Source organism: Myxococcus sp. CA056 (assembly GCF_013336715.1).
GTDB lineage: Bacteria > Myxococcota > Myxococcia > Myxococcales > Myxococcaceae > Myxococcus > Myxococcus llanfairpwllgwyngyllgogerychwyrndrobwllllantysiliogogogochensis.
The window spans coordinates 293693-311936 of sequence record NZ_JABUMT010000002.1 but is presented as its reverse complement, the minus strand read 5'-3'; the positions used below and the strand labels follow the sequence as shown (position 1 = coordinate 311936).

Sequence of the window (18244 nt, the reverse complement as noted above, 5' to 3'; positions counted from 1 at the left end):
GCGCTCCTACTCCGCCTTCAAGGCGATGATGGGGTCCACCCGCGTCGCGCGGTGCGCCGGCAGCCACGTCGCACCCAGGGCCACGCCGCTCAGCAACGCGGCCACCCCGACGAAGGTCCACGGGTCATAGGCCGTCACACCGAACAGCAGCGTGCTCAAGAGCCGCGCCAACACCAGTGACAACACCAGCCCCAGGCCCACGCCCAACCCCGCCAGCGTCAGGCCCTGGCGCAGCACCAGCGACAGCACATCCGACTTCGTCGCGCCCAGCGCCATGCGGATGCCCATCTCCCGCGTGCGCCGCGCCACCGCGTAGCCGATGACTCCCGAGATTCCGAGCGCCGCGAGCAACAGCGCCGTGCTCGCGAACAAGCCCATCAGCACCGCCGTCAGCCTGCGCGAGCTGATGGACTCATCCACCCGCTGCACCATGGACGCCACGTTGAACCAGGGCAATTGGCCATCGAGCGCGAGCACCTCCGCTTCGATGGCCGTGCGCAATGACTCCGGGTGGCCCGACTTCGCCCGCACCGCCAGGTGGAGATTGGAGAGCGGAGTCTGCGCCACGGAGTAGTACGCTGTCGGACGCGCGGGCGTATCCAGTCCCCACTCGCGCAGGTCGTCGACGATGCCCACCACCGTGGCCCACTTCGCATCCGGCCGGTGCAACTTCAGTCGCTGGCCCAGCGCGTTGCCCCGCGGCCAGTAGAGGTTCGCGAAGGTCTGGTTGATGACCAGCGCCCCCGCCGCGTCCGGTCCATCCGTCTCCTGGAGCATGCGCCCGTCGCGCAGCCGCACCCGCAGCGTGCGCAGGTAGTCCGCGCTGGCGAAGCGCGTCTCCACCGCCGGCCATATCTCCCCCGGCGCCCGCATCCGCCCCTCGATGTCGAAGCTGGTGTCCGTCCTTCCACCCAAAGGCAGCCTGTTCGTCACCCCCGCGGACTCCACGCCGGGCAGCGCCTGCACGCGACGGAGCAGCTCCTGCTGGAAGGCCCGCTGGTCCTCCGGCCTCGCATACCGGGCGGCCGGCAGCGAGAGCTGACCGGTGAGCACGCCCTCGGGAGTGAAGCCCGCCTCCACCTGGGTCAGCGCCTGGAAGCTCCGCAGGAAGAGACCCGCGCCCACCAGCAACACCAACGCCAGGGCCACCTGCGTCACCACCAGCCCCGAGCGCAGCCAGCCCGCGTTGCGTCCCTCCGTTCCTCGCGAGCCCTCGCGCATCGTCGCGCTCAGGTCCGCACGGCTCGCATGGAGCGCCGGCGCCAACCCGAAGACCAGGCCCGTGAGCAGCGACACCCCCAAGGTGAAGAAGACGGAGGCCGCATCCAGCCCCACCTTCTCCGCCCGAGGCAGCCCGTCTCCCACCATCGCCACCAGCGCGTCCGTGCCCCACACGGCCAGCAGCAGGCCCAGCGCGCCGCCCAACGCGGACAGCGCGAAGCTCTCCGTGAGGAACTGCGCCAACAACCTGCCGCGCCCAGCGCCCAGCGCCGCGCGGATGGACACCTCGCGGCCCCTCGCCGCCGCCCGAGCCAGCAGGAGGTTGGCCACGCTGCCGCACGCCACCAGCAGCACGAAGCCCACCGCGCCCAGCAACAGCCAGAGCGTGCCGCGCACCCGGCCCACCACCTCGTCCTCCAGCGACTTCACGCTGATGGCCCAGCCGTAGCCCCCGTAGCTGCTCGCGTACAGGGTCTCCATCTCCTGGCCCACCCGCGCCATGTCCGCCCTCGCCGCCTCCAGCGTCACGCCGGGCTTCAACCGTCCCACCATGCTGAGGTAGTGGTTGCCGCGCACGTCTTCGGCCGCCTGCGCGGGCGTGGGCGCGAAGGGCGCGTACATGTCCGTGCCCGCCGGGTACTCCACGCCGGGCGGCAGCACCCCCACCACCGTGTACGCGTTGCCATCCAGTTGCAGCACTCGGCCCAGCACCCGCGGGTCCCTGGCGAAATGCGTGCGCCACAGCTTGTCCGTCAGCACCAGCACGCGCTCCCGGCCCGGCGTCTCCTCTTCATGGGAGAAGGTGCGGCCCAGCGCCGGAGCCACGCCCAGGGTGGGGAACAGCGAGGCCGTGGAGAACATCACGGTGAGCCGCTCCGGCACGTCCCCTCCGGTGAGCGTGATGTCGCTCTCCACATAGGCCCCCACCGACGAGAAGGACTTGGGCATCGTGAGGTAGTCCCGGTACTCGGGCACCGACACCCAGATGTCCTTCAGGTCGGACCTGGCGTAGTTGCCCCAGACGTGGACCAGGCGCTCCGGCTCCGCGAACGGTGGAGGCCTGAGCAGCACGCCGTTCACCACGCTGAACACCGCGCTGTTGGCGCCGATGCCCAGCGCGAGCGCCAGCACCGCCACCAGCGTGAAGCCGGGGCTCTTGCCCAACGTGCGCAGCGCATACCGCAGGTCCTGGATGAAGGTCTCCATCGACGCGCGCTCCTACTCCGCCTTCAAGGCAATGATGGGGTCCACCCGCGTCGCGCGGTGCGCCGGCAGCCACGTCGCGCCCAGGGCCACGCCGCTCAACAACGCCGCCACACCCGCGAAGGTCCACGGGTCATACGCCGTCACGCCATACAGCAGCGTGCTCAACAGTCGCGCCAGCACCAGCGACAACACCAGTCCCAGCAACACGCCCAGCCCCGCCAGCTTCATGCCCTGGCGCAGCACCAGTGCGAGCACGTCCGACTTCGCCGCGCCCAGCGCCATGCGGATGCCCATCTCCCGCGTGCGCTGCGCCACCGAGTAGCCGATGACGCCCGAGATTCCGAGCGCGGCCAGCAGCAGCGCGGTGCCCGCGAACAGGCCCATCAACAGCGCCGTCAGCCTCTGCGAGCCGATGGACTCGTCCACCAGCCGCACCATGGACGTCACCTTGAACAGGGGCAGGTTGCCATCGAGCGCGCGCACCTCTGACTCGAGCGCCGTGCGCAGTGACTCCGGGTCGCCCGCCTTCACGCGCGCCACCAGGTGGAGGCTGGAGAGGGGCGTCTGCACCGCGGAGTAATACGCTGTCGGACGCGCGGGCTTGTCCAGGCCCCACTCGCGCAGGTCGTCGACGATGCCCACCACCGTGGCCCACCGGGCGTCGGACCGGTGCAGCTTCAGTCGCTGGCCCAGCGCGTCCCCCTTCGGCCAGTAGAGGTCCGCGAAGGTCTGGTTGATGACCACCGCTCCCGCCGCGTCCGGTCCGTCCGTCTCCTGGAGCATGCGCCCGTCGCGCAGCCGCACCCGCAGCGTGCGCAGATAGTCCGCGCTGGCGAAGCGCGTCTCCACCGCCGGCCACATCTCTCCCGGCGCCCGCGTCCGCCCCTCCACGTCGAAGCTGGTGTTCGTCTTGCCGCCCAAAGGCAGCATGTTCGCCACCGCCGCGGACTCCACGCCGGGCAGCGCCTGCACGCGGCGGAGCAGCTCCTGCTGGAAGGCCCGCTGGTCCTCCGGCTTCGCGTAGCTCGTGGCCGGCAACACGAGTTGACCGGTGAGCACGCCCTCGGGAGTGAAGCCCGCCTCCACCTGGGTCAGCGCCTGGAAGCTCCGGAGGAAGAGGCCCGCGCCCACCAGCAACACCAGCGCGAACGCCACCTGCCCCACCACCAACCCCGCGCGCAGCCGGCCCGCCTTGCCACCCTCCGTCCCTCGCGAGCCCTCGCGCATCGTCGCGCTCAGGTCCACACGGCTCGCCTGGAGCGCGGGCACCAGCCCGAAGCCGACGCCCGTGAGCACCGAGATGCCCACGGTGAAGAGCACCGAGGAGACATCCAGCCCCACCTCCGCCGCGCGAGGCAGCCCGTCCCCCACCATCGCCACCAGCGCGTCCGTGCCCCACACGGCCAGCAGCAGCCCCAGTCCGCCGCCCACCGCCGACAGCACCAGGCTCTCGGTGAGGAACTGCGCCACCAGCCGCCCACGGCTCGCGCCCAGCGCCGCGCGGATGGACACCTCGCGTGCACGCGCCGTCGCCCGGGCCAGGAGCAGGTTCGCCACGCTGCTGCACGCCACCAGCAACACGAAGCCCACCGCGCCCAGCAGGAGCCACAGCGTCCCGCGCACCTGGCCCACCACCTCGTCCTCCAGCGACTTCACGGTGATGGTCCAGCCGTAGTCCTTGTAGCTCTGCTCGTACAGGGTCTCCATCTCCCGCCCCACCCGGTCCATGTCCGCCTTCGCCGCCTCCAGCGTCATGCCTGGCTTCAGCCGCCCCACCACGCTGAGGAAGTGGTAGCCACGCGAAACCTCCGCCGCCTGCTCCTGCGTGGGCGCCAGGGGCGCGTACAGGTCCGTGTCCGCCGGGTACTCCACGCCGGGCGGCAGCACGCCCACCACCGTGTACGTGTCCCCGTCGAGCCGGAGTTCGCGGCCCAGCACGCTCGAGTCCGCCGCGAAGCGCGTGCGCCACGTCTTGTGCGTCAAGACCACCACCTTGTCGCGCCCCAGCGCCTCCTCCTCTTCGGAGAAGGCGCGGCCCAGCACCGGAGACACGCCCAGCGTGGGGAACAGCGAGGCCGTGGAGCGCGTCAACTGGAGCCGCTCCGGCGCGTCGCCTCCGGTGAGCGTGACGTTGTTCGCATCGAACGCCGCCAGCGAGCCGAAGGCCTTGGGCATCGTGAGGTAGTCCCGGTACTCGGGCACCGACACGACGATGTCCTTGATGTTCGCCTTGGCGTAGTTGCCCCAGATGTGGACCAGGCGCTCGGGCTGCGTGAAGGGCGGCGGATTCAACAGCACGCCGTTCACCACGCTGAAGACCGCGCTGTTCGCGCCGATGCCCAGCGCCAGCGCCAGCACCGCGATCAACGTGAAGCCCGGGCTCTTGCGCAATGAGCGCACCGCGTAGCGGACATTCTGGAGGAAGGTTTCCACGACGACTCCGAGTGATTCAGGACGCGGTCCTCCCGAGAGCCGCCCCGCCCGGAGCGACCCGGGCGAGGCCCACGAGAGGAGAAGAGGTCAGCGGCGCTGCTCGTCCTGCACGATGCGACCGTCGAAGAGGCTCACCGTGCGCGTCGCGGTGCGCGCGTGCGCCGGGTCGTGCGTCACCATGCAGATGGTGGCGCCCGCCTTGTGCAGGTCCGACAGCAACTGCATCACCGCCTCGCCGTTCTTCGAATCGAGGTTACCGGTGGGCTCGTCGGCCAGCAGGATGAGCGGGTCTCCGGCCACCGCGCGCGCCACGGCGATGCGCTGTTGCTGACCGCCGGAGAGCTGGCCCGGCATGTGCCGCGCGCGGTGCGCCATGCCCACCCGCTCCAGCGCCTTCTCCACCCGCTGCTTGCGCTCGGCGGCGGGCATGCCCCGGTACGTCAGCGGCAGCTCCACGTTCTCGAACACCGTCAGGTCGCCGATGAGGTTGAAGCTCTGGAAGATGAAGCCGATGTGCCGGTTGCGCACCAGCGCCCGGTCCGACGCCGACAAATCCAACACGCTCTTTCCATCCAGGAGGTACGTGCCCCGCGTCGTCGTGTCGAGCAACCCCAGCACCGCCAGCAGCGTGGACTTGCCGGAGCCCGAGGGGCCGACAATCGCCACCCACTCCCCCTGGCGGATGTTGAGGTGGATGTTGGAGAGCGCGTGTGTCTCCACCTCCTCCGTCTCGAAGACCTTCGTCAGCCCTTCCAGCGTGATGAGGGACTTGCCCGACTCCACCTTGGCCGCACCCGACAGCACCGCCGCGTCCTCGGAAGCAGGCGTCTCCGCATTGTTGTTCGTCGTCGTCATCATCGCAGCCTCACCCGCTCGACCGCATCCCACGCGGCCATGTCCGACAGCACCACCTGGTCACCTTCCGCGAGGCCCTGAAGCACCTCCACGGCATTCACCGAACCCCGGCCCAGCTGCACCGGCACTCGAATCGCTTCGTCACTGCCCGGCATCAACCGGAACAGCGACATCGTCCCGTTGGGCTGCGCACCGGCCGGACGACCCACCGACAGCACGTTGCCCAGCCGCTCCAGCTCCACGGTGCCCTCCACCGTGAGGTCGGGCCGCGCGCCCTTGGGCAGCTCGTCGGGCAGCGACACCTCCACCCGCACCGTGCCCTGGCTCGCCGCCGGCGCCACGCGCGCCACCGTGCCCTCCACCACGCCGTTGCGCGTATCCACCAGCGCCTTCTGGCCCTGGACGATGTCGCGCGCCTGCGTCTCGGCGATTCTCAGCTCCGCCTTGAGCCGCTCCGGCTTGACGACCTTCGCCAGCAACACGCCCGGCGTCACCCACTGACCCAGCTCCAGCGGCAGCTCCTGCAGCACTCCGTCCTCCCCGGCGAGCACCTTCATCGACTCCACCTGGGTACGACGGAAGCGGGCCACCGCTTTCAATCGCTCCACCTGTCCCTGCAACGCCACCAGCTGGTCCCTCATGCTGGAGGCGACGACGGACAGCTTCTTGCGCTCCAAATCCAGGCGGCGCGTCATCTCGCCCGCCTTCTCGCCCGCCTGCCGCGCGTCGAGCGCGGGGATGAGGTCCTTCTCGACGAGGACGGCGTTGGCGGTGGCGCGGCGCTCGGCGTCGGAGGACTCGGCGGTGAGGGTGGCCACCGCGGCCTCCTGCGCCAGCCGCTGCGTCTCCAGCGTCATGCGCATCTGGATGAACTCCGCCTCGGCGCTGGCGAGCTGCCGCTCCGCCTCCAGCATCTGGAGCTGCACGTCCGGGTTGGCCAGCTCCATGAGGAGCGTGTCCGCCTTCACCGTCGCGCCGGGCCGCACGTGGATTCGCTCCACGCGGCCCGCGGTGTCCGCCGTCAGCCAGCGGATGTACTCGGGCACCAGCGTGCCCGCGCCCTTCACCTGGCGCACCATGGGGCCGCGCTTCACCGTATCCAGCCACACCGAGGCCCGGTCCACCGAGGGCGCCGCCGGACGCAGCCGACCCAGACCCACCGTGACGAGGATGAGCGCGAACGCGCCGCCGATGGCGAACAACCAGGGTTTACGGCGCGGCTTCTTGGCTTTGGGAATGTCCACGGGCCACCCCTAGAGCGAGCCGCGTGCCAACCGTTACACGCGACTCAACCCCAGGAAATTGCTCGGACCCCGCACGCCCCCTCGTGGGCCCGTGCCCGGTTCCGCGAAGTGCTGTCCCAGAAGCGAACAGCACCCCGCCCCGCCCGGCCCCCAGGCGGGTTCACCGTCAGGGGAAGGCGTAGCCCAGGAGCTGCTCGGTCACCTGCCCCTCGCAGTTCGACGCGGGGGAGATGAAGTGGTCCCTGCCCTGACCCAGGTTGCAGCGGTAGAGCGGAACGGTGCCCGGCACCTGCTGCAGGTGGATGTAGCCCACCGGCCCCAGGGGCGGCAGGCCCTCGCAGCCCACGTCCGGGCTGAGCAGGTTGTGGTCGCCCACGCGGCACTCGTACAGCATCCGCATGCCCGGCATGCCGTCGCGCAGCAGCCGCCACGAGGACTCCTGCCGGAAGCCCGGAGGCAGGAGCCGCGACGACGCCCAGTGGCCTCGCGTGGCGTGGTAGCCCCGGCGCAGGCGCGTGTACGGCAGCTCCTCGAAGCCGCAGGAGAGCTGGGGCGGGTTCAAGTCACTGCGGTTGGCCAGCGCCCATGTGCTCCACGACGGCTTCGCGCTCCCGTCAACACGGCGCAGCCCGAGCGCCAGTCCACCCTCCGCCGCGTTGTCGTGCATGCGGTGGTAGATGTAGCTCTCGATGCCGGGCGTCCCCAGCACGTTGCGGAACGAGTCGCACACCGCCGTCTGCTGCGCGGCCTCCGACGACTGCGGCGAGCCGGAGTGGATGCCGCTCTCCGTGAGCTGGATTTCCCACGCGTGCTGCCGGGTGGGGAACGTCTTGCGCAGCCAACCCGCCAGCACGCCCAGGTTGCCGTACGTCACGCGCGGGTAGTCATCCGCGGAGAACTGCGGACGGAACAGGTCCGGCGCGTACGGGTGGTACGCCACGCGCCACGCTCGCGAGCCCACGCGCGCCGCGAAGCCATTCAAGAACGTCGTCGCCGACAGGAGCGGGCTGCTCGCCCCCGGCGCATCCAGCTCCGGACCAAAGTGGTGCGTCAGCGAGATGAGCACCTTCGCCGCCGACTGCCACGTCATCACCTGGTCATAGGCGGCGTTGTAGCTGGCCGCGTACGTGTCCAGCCACGCCGTGGTGTTGCACGCGCCCGCGCCCTGACCGCAGCCGATGTCGAACCAGTCGTTGGAGTTGACCTCGTTGTGGATGACGAAGTCGGCGATGCGACCATGGCCGTTGAGCCCGTTGTAGCGCTGCGCGAGCAGGCCCACGAAGCGGCCGTAGTCCGCCGCGTTTTTGGGCGCGCAGAAGATGTCGAAGCCCGCCGCCGCGGGCGTACACGTGCGCCCCGCGCGCGCCCACGCGGGCACGCCGTACACCACGGCCGTCACCACCACGCCGCGCGCCGTCCACTCGCGGATGGCCGCGTCCACGTTGGCCGCCACCGCGAAGCAGTGCCCCGCGTACTCCACGCGCCCTCCGGTACACGGCGGCGCCTGCACCGACGGCTCCCACGAGGCCCAGACCAGGTTCATCGCCACGCCGCCCGTGTTGTTGCCCGCGAGCTCGTCGTAGCCAGGCCAGAAGTCCGGCTGCACGCCCTTCAGGCGATACGCGGTGCGCGTCGGATACGGCAGGTTCGCCCCCGCCACCGCCGGCAGCAGTCCCACCACGGCCAGAGCCAGCGCCAACCCAAGGGCCCGGCCTCCAAACAGTCCTCGACGCAAGTGACACCTCCCGTGCGCGTCGAGCCCGCCGAGGACCCACTCCCTGTCTCGCGTCCTCAGGCCAACTCAACGAGATAATCAGATTATGCAGTTAAAACCATTCTATGTCGTCAAAATTGACTCACAGCTTGTCTTGATTGGAAGTGAGGGAAGTAGGCTGCGCGGCTCATGCCTTCGTCCCTCCTCGAAGTCTTCTTGGAACACGCCCACGACGCGCCGGGCCGGCCGCTGCTCACGTTCGAGCGCGAGTCGACCTCCCACGGCGAGTTCGCCGCGCACGTCGCGGCCTTCGCGAAGGGGCTGCGTCAGCGCGGCCTGCAGCCAGGCGAGCGCGTGGCGCTCTTCCTGGAGAACAGCCCTCGCTTCATCGTCGCCTACCTGGGTGTGCAGCACGCGGGCTGCGTGGTGGTGCTCGTCAACACGGCGTACCGCCAGGTGGAGCTGGCCCACATCCTCGCGGACGCGGAGGTGCACACCTGTGTCACCAGCGCCTCGGGAGTCGCCGAGCTCATCCCCCTGAGAGACCAGCTCCCGTCGCTGCAGTGGCTCGTCACCGTGGAGCCGACCACCGTCGCGCCTCCGGCCTCGCTGGAGGTCATCGACTTCGACACGCTGCTCGAGGAAGGCACGACGTCACCGGTGGCGCTCGCGCTGCCGCGTCCGGAGGACCTGGCGGTGTTGGGCTACACGTCCGGCACCACCGGCCGCTCCAAGGGCGCCATGCTGCTGCACCGCAACCTGCTGGCCAACGTGAAGGCCGTCACCGAGGCGTGGCGCTGGACGGCGGCGGACCGGCTGCTGCTCGCCCTGCCGTTGTTCCACACGCACGGCCTCATGGTGGGCCTGCACGGCACGCTGTACACCGGAGCGAGCCTGGAGTTGCACCGGCGCTTCGTCGCCACGGAGGCGCTGGCCACGTTGCGCGATGACGCCTCGCTGACGATGTTCTTCGGCGTGCCCACCATGTACGGACGGCTGCTGGAGGAGTCACGGCGCACGGGCGTGAAGCCCCGCGAGCTGCGCCTGTGGGTCTCCGGCTCAGCGCCCTTGAGCCCCCAGCTCTTCCACGACATCGAGAAGGACTTCGGCGCGCGCATCCTGGAGCGCTACGGGATGACGGAGACCCTCATGAACACCACCAACCCGTACGACGGCGAGCGCCGGCCGGGCACGGTGGGCTTCCCCTTCCCCGGCCAGCAGGCGCGCGTGGTGGACGTGCGCACGCGCCGGCACCTGCCCCCGGGGGAGATGGGGGAAATCGAAGTCCAGGGCCCCCACGTCTTCGCCGGCTACTGGCGCCGGCCGGATGCCACGTCGGAGTCCTTCGACTCGGAGGGCTGGTTCCGCACGGGCGATTTGGGCGAGCTGGACGCGGACGGATACCTGCGCATCACCGGGCGGGCGCGGGAGCTCATCATCAGCGGCGGCTTCAACGTGTACCCGCGCGAGGTGGAGGAGGTGCTCGCCACGCACCCGGGCGTGGCCGAGGTCGCCGTGCTGGGCCTGCCGGACGCGGACTATGGCGAGCAGGTGGTGGCCGTCGTGGTTCCCCCCGCCGGCGTCCACGCCCCCGAGGCCCAGGCGCTGGTGGACTGGTGCAAGGACAGGCTGGCCAGCTTCAAGAAGCCCCGTCGCGTCGTCTTCATGGACTCGCTGCCTCGCAACGCGCTAGGCAAGGTCCAGAAACACCTGTTGCGAGCCCGACTGCGGTGAGACCCCTGGTCCGCAGCATTCCGAACACACCGCGCTCAAAACCATGGCTTGCGCCGCGCCGTGTCCTACCGTCCCGCCCTGGGGTGGCCGGAGCCGGGGTGGTTCCGCTGAACGAGGCCCCATGTGGTGACCGCGCGCGAAGGGAGGGTGTGCGTCGATGAAGCGGCTGCTCATCGTGGATGACGAGCTGGCCATCGTCGAGGCACTCCAGGACATCCTCTCCGTGGAGGGCTACGGCATCCTCACCGCCTTCAACGGCGCGGAGGGCCTGCAGCGGATGGCGGAGGTGCGTCCGGACCTGGTGCTGCTGGACTTGATGATGCCGGTGATGGACGGCCGGGAGATGCTCCGTCGCATGCGCGACGACGCCTCGCTGCGCACCATTCCCGTGGTGGTGATGAGCGCGGGCCGCATCTCCGAGGAGGAGCGCCGCTCCAGCGCCCGCTTCCTGGCCAAGCCCTTCGAGCTCGACCTGCTGCTGGAGACCATCACCGAGCTGCTCGGCGGGCCCGACGGGCCCACGCCCGGCACTCCAGGGACGGCGGGCTGAGGCACGCCGTCCCGGCGTCGCTCAGCCCGGCGTCGCGCGGAACAGGATGTCGCGGTAGTACTGCAGCTCGTTGATGCTGGAGCGCAGGTCCGCGAGCGCGGTGTGACCGCTGGGCGGCTTTCGCGGCTCCACCAGGTTCGGGTACCACGCGCGCACGAGGACCTTGAGGCTCGTCACGTCCACCATGCGGTAGTGCAGGTAGCGCTCCAGGAGCGGCATGTACTGGAACAGGAAGCGGCGGTCGGTGTGGATGGAGTTGCCAGCCAGCACGCCCTCGCCCAGCGGGCAGTGTTCCGCCACCAGCGCCGTCACTTCCCGCTCCGCCACCCGCAGCGACGTGCTGGAGGCGCGCACCTTCTCGAGCAGGCCGTTGCGCGTGTGCATCTCACGCACCACGGGCTCCATGCGCAGGAGCACTTCCTCCGGCTGCCAGATGACGCGTTCGAACTCCGCGATGGGGCGCAAATCCGGCCCGGTGATGATGACGCCAATCTCGATGATGGCGCACGACTCGGGGTCCAACCCGGTCATCTCCAGGTCCAGCCAGACAAAGCGGGGTTCACGCGAGCGCATTCCGATGCCTATACCAGCCCCCGCGCCCATGCGGGGCCTCAATACTCCGCTTCAGACTTCCACCTCGCATTCGGCGGTCCACCGACCGTCCGCGCTCCGGCGCACGGTGGGTCCGCTCAGGGTGACGCCTCTCACGTCCCGAGAGGGACGGTGCCTCACCGGGTCCAGGTGCTCACCGTAGCCACGGCCGAACAGGCGCGGCCCATCCAGGCGCACCGCGAAGCAGCGGAAGCGCAGTCGCCGCGAGCCCATGAGCTGGACGACGGAGCGCAGCCAGTCCATCAGCAGCCCCTCCCGGTCGACGGCGTCGCACACCACGTCCACCTCCTCGCGCACCTCCACGGTGGACGGGTCCGTCACGCGCGTGCACAGCGCGAGCGCGACCTGCTCGAAGGCCTCCTCGGGCGTGCGGCCCTCGCCTCGCACCGCGACTTCGCCGCCCCGGGAGAAGACCTCCCAGCGCGGGGGCGGCGACTCTTCGCCTGTCCACGACTCGGTGCTCATTCACGCGCCTCCAGTCGAGGTGCATCCAGGTGGCGCGTGAACCAGTCCGCCGCGCGGCGCGCCACCTCCTCCAGCGTGCCGGGCTCCTCGAACAGGTGGGTGGCGCCGGGGATGACGATGAGGGACTTGGCGGCGGACAGCTCGTCGAACGCGTCCTGGTTCAGCTCCAGCACGTCCACGTCCAGGCTGCCCACCAGGAGCAGCGTGGGCGCGCGGACCCGGGCCAGCGCGGGACCGGCCAGGTCCGGCCTGCCACCGCGAGACACCACCGACTGGACGAGCTCCGGGTGCAGCGCGGCCGCCACCAGCGCCGCGGCGGCGCCGGTGCTGGAGCCGAAGTAGCCCAGGCCCATCCCGGACAGCTCCGGCTGGGCCTGCGCCCACCGCGTCACGGCGATGAGCCGCCGCGCGAGGAAGGGGATGTCGAAGCGCAGCTCGCCGGTGCCCGCGTCCATCGCCTCCTCGTCCGCGCCGAGCAAATCGAACAGCAGCGTGGCCAGCCCCGCGTCGCGCAGGCTCCGCGCGACGGCGCGGTTGCGGGGGCTGAAGCGACTGCTGCCGCTGCCGTGCGCGAAGACCACCAGCCCGCGCGCGCCCGGAGGAAGCCCCAGACTGCCGCCCAGCTCCACCCGCCCGGAGCGCACCGCCACCTCGTGGACCTCTTGGTCCTTCGGGTCGTCCTGCCACATGGAGCCGCCCTCCTCGCGTCACGGGTTCACATCGTCACAAGCCCAAGGCTTCACGACTCACGGCGCACGGCTCACATCCAGGACCCACCCGGGTCCGTGGACTCCAGCACCGCCTGGGAGCGCCATGGCGGCTGGCGCGAGCGCTCGACCAGGTTCTGCAGCTCCACGTCCGGGAACGCGCGGAAGTCGTCGTACGCCTCGGCCACGGAGCGCATCCCCGCCTCCGTCGAAACGCACGCCACCGCGTCCGCCTCCCTTCGCAGCACCTCCAGCCCCTGGGGCGAGGCCACCGGGGTGCCCATCACCAGCCGGGCCGGATGCAGGAGCCGCAGGGCCCTCAGCGCGGCGGCGGCGGTGGCGCCCGTCAGCACGCCGTCATCCACCAGCAGCACCGTGCGGCCGCCCAGCTCCGGCGGAGGACGTCCGCGCAGCCGCCGCACCTGCTCCTCCACCACGCTGGCCTCTTCGCTCACCAGCGAGTCCACCTCGCTCCTGGGCAGGGGCGCCAGCCGCAGCGAATCCGAGAGCAGATACTGGCCGCCTCCCTCGGACACCGCGCCCAGGGTCAGCGCCCGTCCGGGGATGCTCAGCCGCCTCGACACCCAGACGTCCAGTGGGACTTCCAGCGCGCGGGCCACCTCGTACGCCACCCGAAGCCCCCCGCGAGCCACCCCCAGCACGCGCGCGTCCGAGCCCCGGTAGGGCAGGAGCATCGTTGCCAGCCGTCGCCCGGCGTCCGCTCTGTCGCGAAAGCGCATCATCACTCTCCTTGTCCCTAGGAAAAGCACGCCCGGGCTCGCTGGCGGCGAAGGGGCGGACAACGGCTCTCCCGGAGGCACGTCGCCAGGGGAGGCAGCGAGCGCCGAGCCCCCGGGCCACCGGGCGCGCTAGGGTTGGGCCATGGACCCCATCCTCCTCATCGGCACCGCCAGTCCCCACCTGGGACGTGAGCTCGCCCTGGCCCTGGGCGTGGCGCCCGCTGACTGTCACTTCGAGCGGTTTCCCGATGGAGAGATGCACCTGGAGGTCCCCGCCGCCGTGCGAGGGCGCACCGTGGTGCTGGTGCAATCGCTGACGCCTCCGGCGGGAGAGCACCTGCTGGAGCTGCTGCTGATGGCGGACGCGTGCTGGCGGGCCGGCGCGGCGCGGCTGGAGGCGGTGGTGCCGTACCTCGGTTACGCGCGGCAGGACCGACGCGCACGGCCGGGCGAGCCCCTGGGCGGTCGCCTGGTGGCGGACATGCTGTCCCAGGGCCGCTTCGCGCGAGTGCTGGTGGTGGACCTGCACAGCCCCGCGCTGGAGGGGTGCTTCGGCGCGCCGCTGGAGCACCTCACCGCGCTGCCGGTGCTGGCGGAGGCGCTGCGGCCCCACGTCACGGACACCTCGGTGGTGGTGGCGCCGGACCTGGGCGCGGTGAAGCGCGCGGAGGCGCTGGCGCGGCTCCTGGGCCGTCCGTGGGCGGTGATTCACAAGGTGCGGCTGAGCGGCGACGAGGTGCACGCCAGCGGCCTCATGGGCGAGGTGCGCGGCAAGCGGCCCATCCTGGTGGACGACATGGTGTCCACGGGCGGCACACTGGTCGCGGCGGCGGGCACGCTGCGCGCCGCGGGGTGCGCGGATGACCTGACGGTGGTGACGACCCACGCGCTGCTGGTGGGCCCGGCGGTGGAGCGGCTGAGCGCGCTGCCGGTGACTCAGCTCGTGAGCACCGACAGCGTGGAGCCACCCTCGGGGCTGCCGTTCGGGCACCGGGTGGTGACGCTCGCTCCGCTGGTCGCCCGCGCGCTGCGGCCGTGAGCAGTTGGGAGCATGCGTGGGAGAAGTGGGCACACGAGGGCCCGGCGCTCGCGGGCCGGGCGCGGCGAGGGATGCAAGTTGAGCCCGCGCCGGGGATGGACTCGGTCTAGGCTTGCCCCATGTCCGACACGTTGCTGACGAAGCGGGAAGCGGGGGTCCTCACCCTTACCTTCAACCGACCCGAGAAGAAGAACGCCTTCACGCATGCGATGTACGAGGCGGCCACCGCCGCGCTCAAGCAGGCGGCGACGGACGACGAAGTCCGCGTGGTGCTGCTCACCGGCGCGGGCAGCGTCTTCACCGCGGGCAATGACATCGGCGACTTCATGGAGCACCCGCCCGCGGGCGAGGACAGCGCGGTGTTCCTCTTCCTCAAGGCGCTGGTGGACGCACCCAAGCCCGTGCTGGCGGCCGTGGATGGCCCCGCGGTGGGCATCGGCACGACGATGCTGCTGCACTGTGACTACGTGGTGGCGAGCGAGCGCGTGCGCTTCCACATGCCCTTCGTCCAGCTCGGTCTGTGCGCGGAAGGCGCCAGCAGCCTGCTGATTCCGCGCATGGCCGGCTACGCGCTGGCCAGCGAGCTGCTGCTGTTCGGCGAGCCCTTCGACGCGGCGACCGCGCTGCGCGCCGGCATCATCAACAAGGTGGTGCCCGCCGAGAGCCTCCAGGAAGTGGCCGCCGAGCGCGCCCGTACCCTGGCCTCCCGTCCCGCCGAGGCCGTGCGCGTGACGAAGGAGCTGATTCGGGGACCGCGCCGCGAGGAGACGCACGCCACGCTGGCGCGCGAGGGCGCGAAGTTCATCGAGCGCCTGGGCTCCACGGAGGCGCAGGAAGCCTTCATGGCCTTCATGTCGCGCGGCAGCAAGAAGTAGCCGCCCTCGGGGACCTCATGAGCCCGGAGCCAGCGCTGGCCCCGGGCTCGAACTCCGGACTCCGGACGTGGGTCAGCGCGTCGTCGGAGCCTGCGGCGGACGAGGCGTGCCGCGCCCGGTGAGGAAGGACTCGATGCTGGCCGCCTGCGCCGACTTCAGCGCGACGCACTGGTCCACCGACTCCAGAATCTGCGCCAGCATGCGAGGCCCGCCCGGCGCGTTCGCGTTGCGCGTCGTGAAGAAGTCCGAAATCTCCTGCCGCCGCTCCGGACTGCAGAAGCCGCCGGCCACGAAGACCATCCGGCCAGCGGCGTCCTTCGGCAGGAGCGCGTCGGGCGAGTCCCCCACCAGCCGGTCGTAGTTCTCCTTCACGAAGTCGAGCGCCACGCCCTGCGTGCCCGCGTGCTGCGTGGCCCCGAACACCATCCACATCGTCTCACGCGGGTCCAACGCCTTGTCGAACACCAGCGACAGGCCCTGCTTCACCAGCACCGGGTCCCTGAAGCCGCTCAGCGCCCCCAGCAGGTGCTGACGCGTGGAGCGGTCCTTCTCCGAGCGCACCGCCGTGAGGAGCTTCTGCTGGAAGGCCGCGTCCCCGTGCGCCGCGGCGACCGCGAGCACCGCGTCCACCATCTCCGGTTCAATCGCGCGCTTGTCGGTGAGCCACTTGTCCGAGAGCGCCCGAGCCTCCGCGACAATCTTCGGGTCCGCGCCGTCGCGGCCCGCCACCCGCACCAGGCGCGGACGCAACAGGCGCGTGTCCTCGCTCTCGCCCTTGCGCGAGGCGAAGCCCAACTGCCGGGCCCGGGGGCCGTACGTCTCACGCAGGAAGCGCGCACGGTCCGGAAGGCGCGCCTCCGGCAACAGCCGCGCGCTCGACAGGTCCAGCATGTCCATCGTGCTCTCGACGATGACGCGGTCCGGGTCCTGGGCCATGCGGGCCGCCAGCGCCAGCGCCTCGGAGGCCGGCAGCGCCCCGGACAGGGCCAGCGCCTTCACGTCCCCCAGCAGCGCCACGCGCTCCGAGCGCGACAGCTTCGCCACGCCCGTCTTCAGGAGCTTCGTCGCCGCGTCCCCCGCCAGCTGCATGCGGAAGAAGCCCGCGCCCTCCGCGTTGGGGAACACCCAGGCCGGGCACGTCTTCGCCTCCGGCAGGACGACCTCGGCGCGCTCTCCCTCCAGCACCGTGCAGGCGCGCGCGTCCTTGTTGCCCGCCGCGTACTCCACGCACACGGGCACCTTCCACGTCTGCGGCCCCGGCGCCTGCGAGCCCAGCCGCAGGTAGCGCTGCTGGGTGAGGACCACCTTCGGCTGACCCGCGCCACACTCCAGCGACGCGGTGACAAGCGGCGCGCCGCCCTGGTCCAGGAACGTCCCCAGCACGCCCGTCACGTCCTTGCCCGCCTCGGCGGACAGCGCGTCCAGGAAGTCCTTCGCCGTGGCGTTGTCGTGCGCGTGCTTGCGCAGGTAGCGCTGGATGCCCTTGCGGAACACCTCACGCCCCAGCCACTCCTCCGTCATGGTGAGGACCGCGGAGCCCTTGCCGTAGGTGATGCCGTCGAACGCGTTGTGGATGTCATTGGCCGTGTCGATGGGCTGACGGATGCGGCGCGCGGACAGGAGGCTGTCGGAGTCCAGCGAGCGGCTGCGGTCCTGCACGCGCTCCACCGGCGCGTCCCACGACGGCTGCCACGTCTCGATGATGCGCGGGGTCACCCAGGTCGCGAAGGATTCGTTGAGCCACAGGTCGTCCCACCACGCCAGCGTGACGAGGTTGCCGAACCACTGGTGCCCCAGCTCGTGCACCTGCGTGTCGGAGAAACCGCGCTGCCGGCTGAGCGAGTCCTCTTCCGGCTTCGCCAGCATCATCCGCGAGTTGAACGTCACCAGACCCGGGTGCTCCATGGCGCCACCGAGCAGCGGCACCGCGATGACGTCCAGCTTCTCGTACGCGTAGGGGATGCCGAAGTAGTCCTCCAGCGCGGCGAGGATTTCGGGCGTCACCTTGGCGGCGTAGGTGCCTTCGACGGCGCGGCCCTTCGGGGTGATGATGCGCGTCTTCACCTTCTTCTGGCCGGAGTCCGCGGCGGCGAGGAAGTCGAACGGGCCCACGCCGAAGGCGATGAGGTAGGAGGGCAGGGGCTGGGTGCGCGCGAAGCGGTAGGTGCGGCCACCGTCCGGGCGGGCCTCCTCGGCGAGCTGCGGCGTGTTGGTGACGGCCACGTTGCCCGCGGGCACATGGAACGTCAGCTGCCAGGGCACCTTGAACTCGGGCTCGTCGAAGCACGGGAACACGCGCCGCGCGTCGATGGGCTCGAACTGCGTGTAGACGTACCAGTCGCCGCCCTCGTTGACGCGGAAGGCGCCGTCCGTCTCCTTCTCGGAGGCGGTGCCCTCGTACACCACGCGCAGCTTCGCGGTGCCGATGGCCAGCGGCTTCGCCAGCGAGAAGCCGAGGAAGTCACCCTTCTCGCTCTTCAGCGGCGTCACGTCGATGGTGGCGCCCGCCTGCATCAGCGAGGCCTCCTTCACCGTGAGGTTCTTTCCGTGCAGCCACACGATGGAGGTGGGCTGGGCCACGTCGAGCCCGATGCTCGCCGTGCCCTGGAAGGCGGAGACCTTCGGGTCCAGCGTGAGCTCCACCGCATAGCCATTGGGACGCACGTCCTTGGGCAGACGCAGCGTGGGCGGCGTGGGAGCGGCCGAGGCCGCGGAGGATGAAGCGGGAGCAGTCGCTGCGGGCTCGGCGGCCGGAGGGTTCTGCCGGGCACCGCACGCGCACAACAGGGCAACGGTGGACAGAACCACCGCTCGGAGCAGGTTGGGCATGGCGCGCATAGTGGCCCATG

Annotated in this window: 14 protein-coding genes; 4 read left to right on the top strand and 10 right to left on the bottom strand. The window is 70.9% G+C overall.

From position 1 onward, the window contains the following. Positions 1 to 6: 6 nt before the first annotated feature. From HUA76_RS09000 to HUA76_RS08980, 5 genes are all read right to left on the bottom strand, one after another. On the bottom strand, positions 7 to 2427 hold the full coding sequence (locus HUA76_RS09000; RefSeq protein ID WP_174460602.1) for an ABC transporter permease: 2421 nt from the start codon (positions 2425 to 2427) through the stop codon (positions 7 to 9). Between the two features lie 12 nt (positions 2428 to 2439). Then, positions 2440 to 4860, bottom strand: coding sequence for an ABC transporter permease (locus HUA76_RS08995; RefSeq protein WP_174460601.1), 2421 nt, complete (start codon positions 4858 to 4860; stop codon positions 2440 to 2442). An 87-nt stretch (positions 4861 to 4947) separates the two neighbouring features. Then, positions 4948 to 5718 carry an ABC transporter ATP-binding protein gene (locus HUA76_RS08990; RefSeq protein ID WP_141642615.1) on the bottom strand — a complete coding sequence of 257 codons (771 nt, stop codon included), beginning with the start codon at positions 5716 to 5718 and terminating at the stop codon, positions 4948 to 4950. Next, positions 5715 to 6959, bottom strand: coding sequence for an HlyD family efflux transporter periplasmic adaptor subunit (locus HUA76_RS08985; protein ID WP_174453758.1), 1245 nt, complete (start codon positions 6957 to 6959; stop codon positions 5715 to 5717). The genes HUA76_RS08990 and HUA76_RS08985 overlap by 4 nt, the downstream gene beginning before the upstream one ends. Positions 6960 to 7125: 166 nt before the next feature. Then, complete coding sequence (locus HUA76_RS08980; RefSeq protein WP_174460600.1) at positions 7126 to 8658, bottom strand: DUF5722 domain-containing protein; 1533 nt, start codon at positions 8656 to 8658, stop codon at positions 7126 to 7128. A 204-nt stretch (positions 8659 to 8862) separates the two neighbouring features. Between HUA76_RS08980 and HUA76_RS08975 the strand changes: the two genes are divergently transcribed. Together HUA76_RS08975 and HUA76_RS08970 are read left to right on the top strand one after the other, a co-directional pair. Further along, a complete protein-coding gene (locus HUA76_RS08975) occupies positions 8863 to 10407 on the top strand; it encodes an AMP-binding protein (protein WP_174460599.1) in 1545 nt (514 codons plus the stop codon). Positions 10408 to 10564: 157 nt separating this feature from the next. Next, entirely contained in the window at positions 10565 to 10957 is a 393-nt protein-coding gene (locus HUA76_RS08970) for a response regulator (RefSeq protein ID WP_141642612.1), read from the top strand. Between the two features lie 21 nt (positions 10958 to 10978). Here HUA76_RS08970 and orn read toward each other — a convergent pair whose 3' ends face one another. The 4 genes from orn to HUA76_RS08950 all read right to left on the bottom strand — a co-directional run bounded on the left by orn (position 10979) and on the right by HUA76_RS08950 (position 13484). Beyond that, positions 10979 to 11530, bottom strand: coding sequence for an oligoribonuclease (gene orn / locus HUA76_RS08965; protein WP_141642611.1), 552 nt, complete (start codon positions 11528 to 11530; stop codon positions 10979 to 10981). 51 nt (positions 11531 to 11581) lie between these two features. Then, positions 11582 to 12034 (bottom strand): archease, encoded by a 453-nt coding sequence (locus HUA76_RS08960; protein WP_174453755.1) that lies wholly within the window; start codon positions 12032 to 12034, stop codon positions 11582 to 11584. After that, positions 12031 to 12723 carry a dienelactone hydrolase family protein gene (locus HUA76_RS08955; protein WP_174460598.1) on the bottom strand — a complete coding sequence of 231 codons (693 nt, stop codon included), beginning with the start codon at positions 12721 to 12723 and terminating at the stop codon, positions 12031 to 12033. Before HUA76_RS08955 ends, HUA76_RS08960 begins: the two co-directional genes overlap by 4 nt. A 71-nt stretch (positions 12724 to 12794) precedes the next feature. Beyond that, positions 12795 to 13484, bottom strand: coding sequence for a phosphoribosyltransferase (locus tag HUA76_RS08950; protein ID WP_246137163.1), 690 nt, complete (start codon positions 13482 to 13484; stop codon positions 12795 to 12797). Between the two features lie 139 nt (positions 13485 to 13623). On the opposite strand from HUA76_RS08950, the gene HUA76_RS08945 reads away from it, so the two are divergent. Together HUA76_RS08945 and HUA76_RS08940 are read left to right on the top strand one after the other, a co-directional pair. Then, on the top strand, positions 13624 to 14520 hold the full coding sequence (locus HUA76_RS08945; protein WP_141642608.1) for a ribose-phosphate pyrophosphokinase: 897 nt from the start codon (positions 13624 to 13626) through the stop codon (positions 14518 to 14520). 119 nt (positions 14521 to 14639) lie between these two features. Further along, positions 14640 to 15395, top strand: a complete 756-nt coding sequence (locus HUA76_RS08940; protein WP_141642607.1) for an enoyl-CoA hydratase — start codon at positions 14640 to 14642, stop codon at positions 15393 to 15395. A gap of 72 nt (positions 15396 to 15467) precedes the next feature. On the opposite strand, the gene HUA76_RS08935 is transcribed toward HUA76_RS08940, so the two are convergent. Next, complete coding sequence (locus HUA76_RS08935; protein WP_174460597.1) at positions 15468 to 18224, bottom strand: M1 family metallopeptidase; 2757 nt, start codon at positions 18222 to 18224, stop codon at positions 15468 to 15470. Positions 18225 to 18244: the final 20 nt, after the last annotated feature.